Annotated in this window: 7 protein-coding genes; 3 read left to right on the plus strand and 4 right to left on the minus strand. The window is 34.5% G+C overall.

Features of this window, described 5'->3' with window-relative positions:
- The first annotated feature begins 121 nt into the window (after positions 1-121).
- Together J2Z81_RS08290 and J2Z81_RS08295 are read left to right on the plus strand one after the other, a co-directional pair.
- Positions 122-1,135 (plus strand): DUF3231 family protein, encoded by a 1,014-nt coding sequence (locus J2Z81_RS08290; protein ID WP_029266046.1) that lies wholly within the window; start codon positions 122-124, stop codon positions 1,133-1,135.
- Between the two features lie 4 nt (positions 1,136-1,139).
- A complete protein-coding gene (locus J2Z81_RS08295; RefSeq protein ID WP_029266048.1) occupies positions 1,140-1,631 on the plus strand; it encodes a hypothetical protein in 492 nt (163 codons plus the stop codon).
- 66 nt (positions 1,632-1,697) lie between these two features.
- On the opposite strand, the gene J2Z81_RS08300 is transcribed toward J2Z81_RS08295, so the two are convergent.
- From J2Z81_RS08300 to J2Z81_RS08315, 4 genes are all read right to left on the minus strand, one after another.
- On the minus strand, positions 1,698-2,009 hold the full coding sequence (locus J2Z81_RS08300) for a PepSY domain-containing protein (protein ID WP_198020894.1): 312 nt from the start codon (positions 2,007-2,009) through the stop codon (positions 1,698-1,700).
- A gap of 340 nt (positions 2,010-2,349) precedes the next feature.
- Positions 2,350-3,321: a cation diffusion facilitator family transporter gene (locus J2Z81_RS08305; protein ID WP_226371117.1), complete on the minus strand. Its 972-nt coding sequence runs from the start codon at positions 3,319-3,321 to the stop codon at positions 2,350-2,352.
- Between the two features lie 246 nt (positions 3,322-3,567).
- Positions 3,568-4,020, minus strand: a complete 453-nt coding sequence (locus J2Z81_RS08310; protein WP_226981291.1) for a YndM family protein — start codon at positions 4,018-4,020, stop codon at positions 3,568-3,570.
- A gap of 303 nt (positions 4,021-4,323) precedes the next feature.
- Positions 4,324-4,974 (minus strand): hypothetical protein, encoded by a 651-nt coding sequence (locus J2Z81_RS08315; RefSeq protein WP_226371118.1) that lies wholly within the window; start codon positions 4,972-4,974, stop codon positions 4,324-4,326.
- 687 nt (positions 4,975-5,661) lie between these two features.
- Between J2Z81_RS08315 and J2Z81_RS08320 the strand changes: the two genes are divergently transcribed.
- The gene (locus J2Z81_RS08320) at positions 5,662-5,952 is read left to right on the plus strand and encodes a hypothetical protein (RefSeq protein WP_226371119.1); all 291 of its coding nucleotides are present in this window, start codon (positions 5,662-5,664) and stop codon (positions 5,950-5,952) included.
- Positions 5,953-6,841: the final 889 nt, after the last annotated feature.

Below are 6,841 nucleotides of genomic sequence, written 5' to 3' on the forward strand. Positions count from 1 at the left end.
TTCATTTCGTATGTGCAAACGTTTTATTCAGATGAATAGAAAAATTAATTTCTGATCACTCTAATAAAGAATGTTGTGCGATTTTTTAACTAGCTAAACAAAGAAGGGATGAGAAAGTAGAATGTCAACGGAAAATACTCCAAATCATATAGAACTTACAGCAGCGGAAATTTCGAGTCTTTGGTCTTCCTATCAAGAACATACGCTTAATTTATGTGGGATAAACTTTTTTTTGGTACATGTGAATGATTCACAAATTCGCCAAATTCTTGAGAAAGCTTTAACCATTGAAAAAAATAACAAAGCTAAATTAGAGCAATTTTTTAACAACGAAAATTACCCTGTCCCACAAGGCTTCACAGAACAAGATGTAAACCTAAATGCACCACGGCTTCTCTCGGATAAGCTTTATTTAGAATATATTTTGAATATGGCTGAATTAAATCTTTTTACAAACGCAACAGCCTTAACCATGGCAGCTAGATCAGATATTATTGATTTTTACTCCAATAAATTAAATATTGCACAAGGACTTCTTAAACAGGCAGTTGAATTAGCAAAACAAAAAGGTACATATGTACGCACACCATCAATTCCAAAGGCAAAGAAGATTGACTTTGTGAAAAAAGAGAGGTTTTTAACTGGATGGTTTGGTGACCGAAGACCATTGTTAGGAGTTGAAATTGCAAACTTAGCATATGCATCGAAGCGAAATGCACTAGGACAAGCAGTAATAACCGCTTTTAGTCAAGTGGCTGAGAACAAAGAAACAAGACAATATTTTGAAAAGGGGCGGGACATTGCAGGAAAACACAAAGAGGCTTTTAACGATATTTTAAATGAGGATTATTTATCGAATGGTATGCTTATGACATCGGAGGTAACTGATTCGACCGTTGCACCCTTCTCAGATAAGTTCATGATGAATTTTGTTACAATTCTTATTTCGTTCGGAATTACCCAGTACGGATCAGCAATTTCCGCAAGTCCAAGACATGACCTAGGAGTTACATATACCCGGCTAATGGCAGAAATAGTGAAGTATTCCAACGAAGGAGCAAACATTATGATAGAAAATGGTTGGATGGAACAACCGCCAATAGCGGCTGACCGTAAGGGGTTAGCGAAAAGATGAGCCTATGGATAAAAAAATAGAGAGAAAAAGCAGAAAGCTGGAAATGCTTCTTTGGAGTATTGCACTACCGGGATTTGGACAGTTGTTAAATCGAAAATTTGTAAAAGGAGTTCTTTTAGTTGTACTAGAATTTGCAGTAAATGTTTTTGGAAATCTAAACCAGGCTATTGTATTAAGTTTTCACGGGGAAATTCAAGAAGCAATTCAGCAAACAAATTACCTCTGGTTTATGTTTTATCCATGCCTATACCTCTTTGCTATTTGGGATGCATATAAAGATACGGGGGGTGGCCAAAAGCCATTTGCATATCTCCCATTTGTGTTTGCTGCATATATTGGTACAGTTGGTGTAGCTTTTTCACCAGTACTTAAAATTTTTGGGTATCTCATTGGACCTGTCTGGCTACCGATTATATCAATACCAATTGGTTTAATTATTGGAGCGTTAATCAGGTGGATATTGATCAAATGTTATACAAGTGAGGACGCACGATAAACCATAATGAAAAAGTCCCTCAACATTCTGAGAGACTTTTCCTAAATGGATATGCTTCCTCTACCTTTAATCTAGTTCTATATTTACAACCCCACCAGTATTCACATCAACTTCTACTTTATATTTGGCTCCTTGTGCTGTTATAATATCCACCTCATAAACCAATATACCATGCTCTTGTTCCAGTTCAATTTTAACCACTTGACCTGGTACCTGTTCGAGTGCAATATTCATAGCCTCTTCGATCGATACTCTGCGGTTCCAAGCAGGCATGGGATTGGGGTGTGGATGATGATACCAATGATTGATATGCCCTTGATGATTCAAATTGTGTTGCCAATAAGGATGTTGACGAAGCGGTTGCCATTTATTATTCATGAGCCTTCTCCTTTGCTTTGATAATTTTTAAGTTCCTTTATCATATTATTCAGGCATCTATATTGGGTGCCTGTTTTTGTAAAAACATAGAAGGCTCAAAGAAAAGGGTAGGACAAAACCCCAGCAAATGTAAAAAAGGTCAGATAGTTCCTCTTTCGATGAAAGGTGAGAATGAATAAGGATTTGCATTCATGGTGGTAAACTTGAGAAAGTACACCGCCATGAATACAAATCTAATTATAGATAATGGAAATAATCCAAATCAAAAAGGTTCCAATCATGAAAAACCGATAATTGGAACCTTTTTAAGATCTTTTAGCTCGTTTTATCCTAGCTTTTTCTACTCCTGACTGACAGGGTTATTCCATGTTTGTGTTTCATCATCCTCATCAAATTCGATAATGACATCTGTCACATCCTTCACTTGAAGAATTCTTGCTTCAATATCATCTCGGATATCATCGGCCTCCGCTACTGACATATTTGGATCAAGTTCTATTTTTAATTCAACATGTAATTCGGCACCTTCCTTAAAAACGATAAGCTCCTGTATATCTCTTACATGTTGATGATCATAAACAACCTCACCAATTTTCCTTTCCATGTCTTCATCCGCAACGCCTAAAACACCTGCAGCATTATCGAGGAATACTCTTCCCACAACAAAGAACAACATAAGGCCAATGATTACAGAGGCATAACCCTCAGCTGCAATCAAAGGAGTAAATGTTCCGAGAATAACAGACAACATAGCGATTATTGCACCGCCTGTAGCAACCAAATCTTCTAAAAACACAAGTTTTGTTGCTGGCTTTGCTCTGTCTATATACTTAAAACTTTTCGTCACTATTTTAAATCCTTTTATGTTATCACCAATATCCTCCGTTATTTCCTTCATTGCTTTAAACAGCACATAAGCCTCCAATATTGCTGCAATACCCAAGACACTTATATTCAAGTAAAACCATTCCCCTGACTCAGGTGGTGCGAGGATATGGTTAATTCCTTCTTTTACTGTTTCGTAAGCTAAAATACCGACGATCAAAACTGCCCCTAATAACACTAAATTAATTAGCCGTGCGAAACCGCCTGGAAAACGGTCAGTTGGGGCTTTTTTGCTTAAAGCAGACCCGACATACACAAAAAATTGATTAGCGGTATCACCAATACTGTGCATCATTTCAGCAAACATGGCCACATTCCCCGTAATGAAAAAGGTAATAGCTTTTATAACCGCTATAACCGCGTTCATGATACTCGCCCATAAAGCGGATCTGCTCCCTTCCTTTAATAGTCGTAGAAGATTTTTCATCTTTAACTCCTTTCATTTGTAACGTTAATTTTGGAAATTTTGGGATATCGTATTGTACCAGAGTTCTATTATTATAAGACCAAAATAAATTTAAAGTTTCCCTTATCATTTACCATTTGAATGGATGTATTCATGTTATCGTTAACCAGTAGTGTTTACAGAAAAATCTTAGGAATTTTCTCCACAAAAAAGGACTTGTTCAATAAGTTTCGCAACTTATTGAAAGCCCCTAATTTAAATTTAAAACTATTTTTTTAACCTTTTGTTTTCAACGGACGTAGTATCCGGTTTGATTTCTTCCCCGTATTCCGTTTGTAAATCATGATCATATAACCCTTGAATTGTGGACTCGTCACTTATAAATTGTTTTTTCACGTACCAATGAACAAGAAGTTCTCCAAGAGCGATCCCAACGGCTGAAACTAGTGAGACAGTATCTAACCCAATCGGTTGAGTAAATAAAAGTGCTCCCATTGACCATACTACTGCAAGTGCCAGCACAGCATCAGCCATGGTTGCCCCAATATTTCCCATTTTAGGTAAGAGATATAAATCACCAACAATGAATGATATAGCTGTTAATACAATACTGATGATTAAAATCGATGCAAAGCTAACACCTTCTAGTCCTCCTAGCACAAGCCATAGCACACCAGTCGCTAATACAAATTTCATGAATAATACGGCTATATATTTCATTTACTTTCTACTCCTTTCAGTTCACCCTTATGTTTTCCCCCTTATGCAGTTATAATACAAAGCGAAAAACGCACCTATATTACATAATGGTTTGATTTTAAAGGCAAATTGAAGGAGTATTAAATCAATAAAAAAATGCTGTTTAAAATTTTTTTATTATCTGCTATGCAGAGGAGTATCGAGCAAAACCTGGCAATGTTTATGAACCAGCTTTTTAAGTAAAAGTTTTATAATACCTTGAATATAGTTATTTGAAAAACCTATAATATAATTTTCCCTGCTGTTATATATATAGATAAATTATTATTCCACTGGTGTAAATGTTGCTGATGAAGTTAATTCTATTTTATCACCTTCGAACGCTTCAAATACATACTCACTTTCATAAAAATCACCATCATTTCCTAAAATAACGTTGACATCTACACCGTCATTGACAAAAAAGTTTCCATTACCATTAGGCGTAACTTTATATCTATTTGCTGGAAGATCCTCGCCTACTACAAATTTACCTGCTGATAGTGTAATTGGTTTTCCTTTTGCTTCTTTAATTTCCCCGGTTACGGATTGTAATTCTTTATTTTTATCTTTAATTTCCTTTTTTAGTTCTTTTACTTCTCCTTTCTTTTCCGTCACTTGTCCAGCCAATTTATCAACTTCATCTTGGATGCTATTTCGATTTGCAATTACCTCTTGAGTTTCTTCATACTCTTGATTGTTTTCTCTCAGTTCATTTTTAATATTATCCAGTTTCTTCTGCGTTTCTTCTAACTGATCATGTTTTTCTTCTACCCTTTTCTTCACATCTTCATACTTCATAGCTTCTTCCTCTAGTTCAATTGAAGCAAATTTGTGGCCAATAACATAAAGCAACACTGCAACTATTATCCCACCACCAACTTTGAACCAAAAATTCCAGTTTTTCCATCTATTCTTTCTTGTTTCTTCTGTCATATTACTTTCCCCCTTGTTATAATTTTGTTTAAAGTGCTAACATAATAATTTAATTTTCAGTCACTGCCCTTTTCGTATCATTCTTCGATATCATACCCTTGTGATTCTAACCACTTATCCAGCGACATCCCTACTTTTGACTTTTCTACTTCATTTGTTTCATTCACATTGTTTTCGAATTGTGAATCGCCTTTTTTATAAACAGTCCCTCCGCTTTTTATCCTGATCTTTCAGCAGTCTAGAAGACATTAAGGTCTTTGCTTAATTCATGAATCCAGCTTATTATATTATATATAAAATAGTATGAAAATACTATACAATTTAACATAATTATGAGAAAAGACCTATTTCATTCATTAAAAATCAAGTGGAAATTAGTACCTTGTGTATTCCACCCTAAAATAAAAAAACACCAAATGCTTATTGTATTATTCGATATCTAAAATATTCGGTAATCATGGACTCAATCAGTCTCTTTACCACAACAAGGACAACTGTGAGGCTTCTTTTCCAACCCCATGTGGAACTGTCACGATCGAATGACTTTGTAATGATAAAACCTTTTTGTGATTTGTAGCTATGAGAAATATGGATTATATTAACATCTTTGTTAATGAATAATCTCAATTCGTAAACAAAGAATATAGCAAGTAAGTCTTTTTCAACAAAAAACAAGGGGATAGCATTATGATTACTGACGATCAAATTCTTAAAAAGGCTGAAAACTTAAATAATTTAATTGAAACTCAATGGATTAATCAAACTTTTTTATCCCAAAGTTGGATATTCCAAGTGATTTTAATAGTTTTTATGTATGTAATATTTTTCTATCTTGTAGACAAAAAACGAATTATAGAAATACTTCTATACGGTTCTTTAGTTGCAGTTGCATTTGCCGTATACGACTCTATTGCTCAACAATTGAATTACTGGGCAACCCTAAAAGGATACTACCTTTCCAGCCAAACTTCTTTTTAGGTGACATTACTCTTATTCCTTTATCTGCTATGTTGGTATATCAGTACACTTCTTCTTGGAGAAGTTATTTCATTTGGATTACAGTTTGGGGTGGATTATTATCCTTTGTATATTATAGCTTGATATTAGAATATTTTAACATTTTTATCTATATTAAAAAGTTTTCTGCAACAACTGATTTCTTCCTTTTTCTAATCGTGGGTATTATTGCTCGGTGCATTATGGCTGCTCTTTTAAAATTGGAGGAAAAAAGGAAAGTAAGTTAAAACAAAAATTTCATTGGTACTACCCCTACTGCTTAAAAAGTTATATGTCAATTATCCTGACAATTAGGTTCAAACCAATGAACCAACATAATTGATAATTGTTATTTTATATAATGAGAATGAACGTTCCTAAAAAGGGGACCAATAGTGAAAAAGTAACTAATCGATAAATTTACAGCATACCTTTAACAGCTGCAAAAGGTTGTAAAGTTCCAACGTAAAGACCAATTGTGGAATGTTTCATGCATAATAACGTACTGACTTGTACATTATTAAAGCTTCTCCCTCAAACTACATAAGCCTACCGCGTTGTAGTCTCTTTTTTTGAACATTATATCCACTATGAGCCATTACTTTTTGCTCATTAATATTGAACCGTTTATTCTTTAAAGATAGTACTTCTGTTTCTTAATCGGAGGCTGTCTCCTGTTAACTGAATTACTTCAGCACAAAGGATGTATATTTTTAAATGAAACGGACAAAATAAAAAAGCTTACCTCTCTTGAAATTATAAATGCTACTCGATAAGTGGCGACCCCTAAAAGTTAGAGTTTTTATTATGCAGCTGATTGGCTGGATTGAGTTCGGTATTCGACCGGACTCAGTCCAGTCAATTTTGCTTT

The organism is Virgibacillus alimentarius (assembly GCF_017874635.1).
GTDB classification, from domain to species: Bacteria; Bacillota; Bacilli; order Bacillales; family Amphibacillaceae; genus Virgibacillus_B; species Virgibacillus_B alimentarius.

Coding starts and splice junctions, on each gene's coding strand:
- J2Z81_RS08290 (WP_029266046.1), top strand. CDS start 122: ATGTCAACGGAAAATACTCCAAATCATATAGAACTTACAGCAGCGGAA.
- J2Z81_RS08295 (WP_029266048.1), top strand. CDS start 1,140: ATGGATAAAAAAATAGAGAGAAAAAGCAGAAAGCTGGAAATGCTTCTT.
- J2Z81_RS08300 (WP_198020894.1), bottom strand. CDS start 2,009: ATGAATAATAAATGGCAACCGCTTCGTCAACATCCTTATTGGCAACAC.
- J2Z81_RS08305 (WP_226371117.1), bottom strand. CDS start 3,321: ATGAAAAATCTTCTACGACTATTAAAGGAAGGGAGCAGATCCGCTTTA.
- J2Z81_RS08310 (WP_226981291.1), bottom strand. CDS start 4,020: ATGAAATATATAGCCGTATTATTCATGAAATTTGTATTAGCGACTGGT.
- J2Z81_RS08315 (WP_226371118.1), bottom strand. CDS start 4,974: ATGACAGAAGAAACAAGAAAGAATAGATGGAAAAACTGGAATTTTTGG.
- J2Z81_RS08320 (WP_226371119.1), top strand. CDS start 5,662: ATGATTACTGACGATCAAATTCTTAAAAAGGCTGAAAACTTAAATAAT.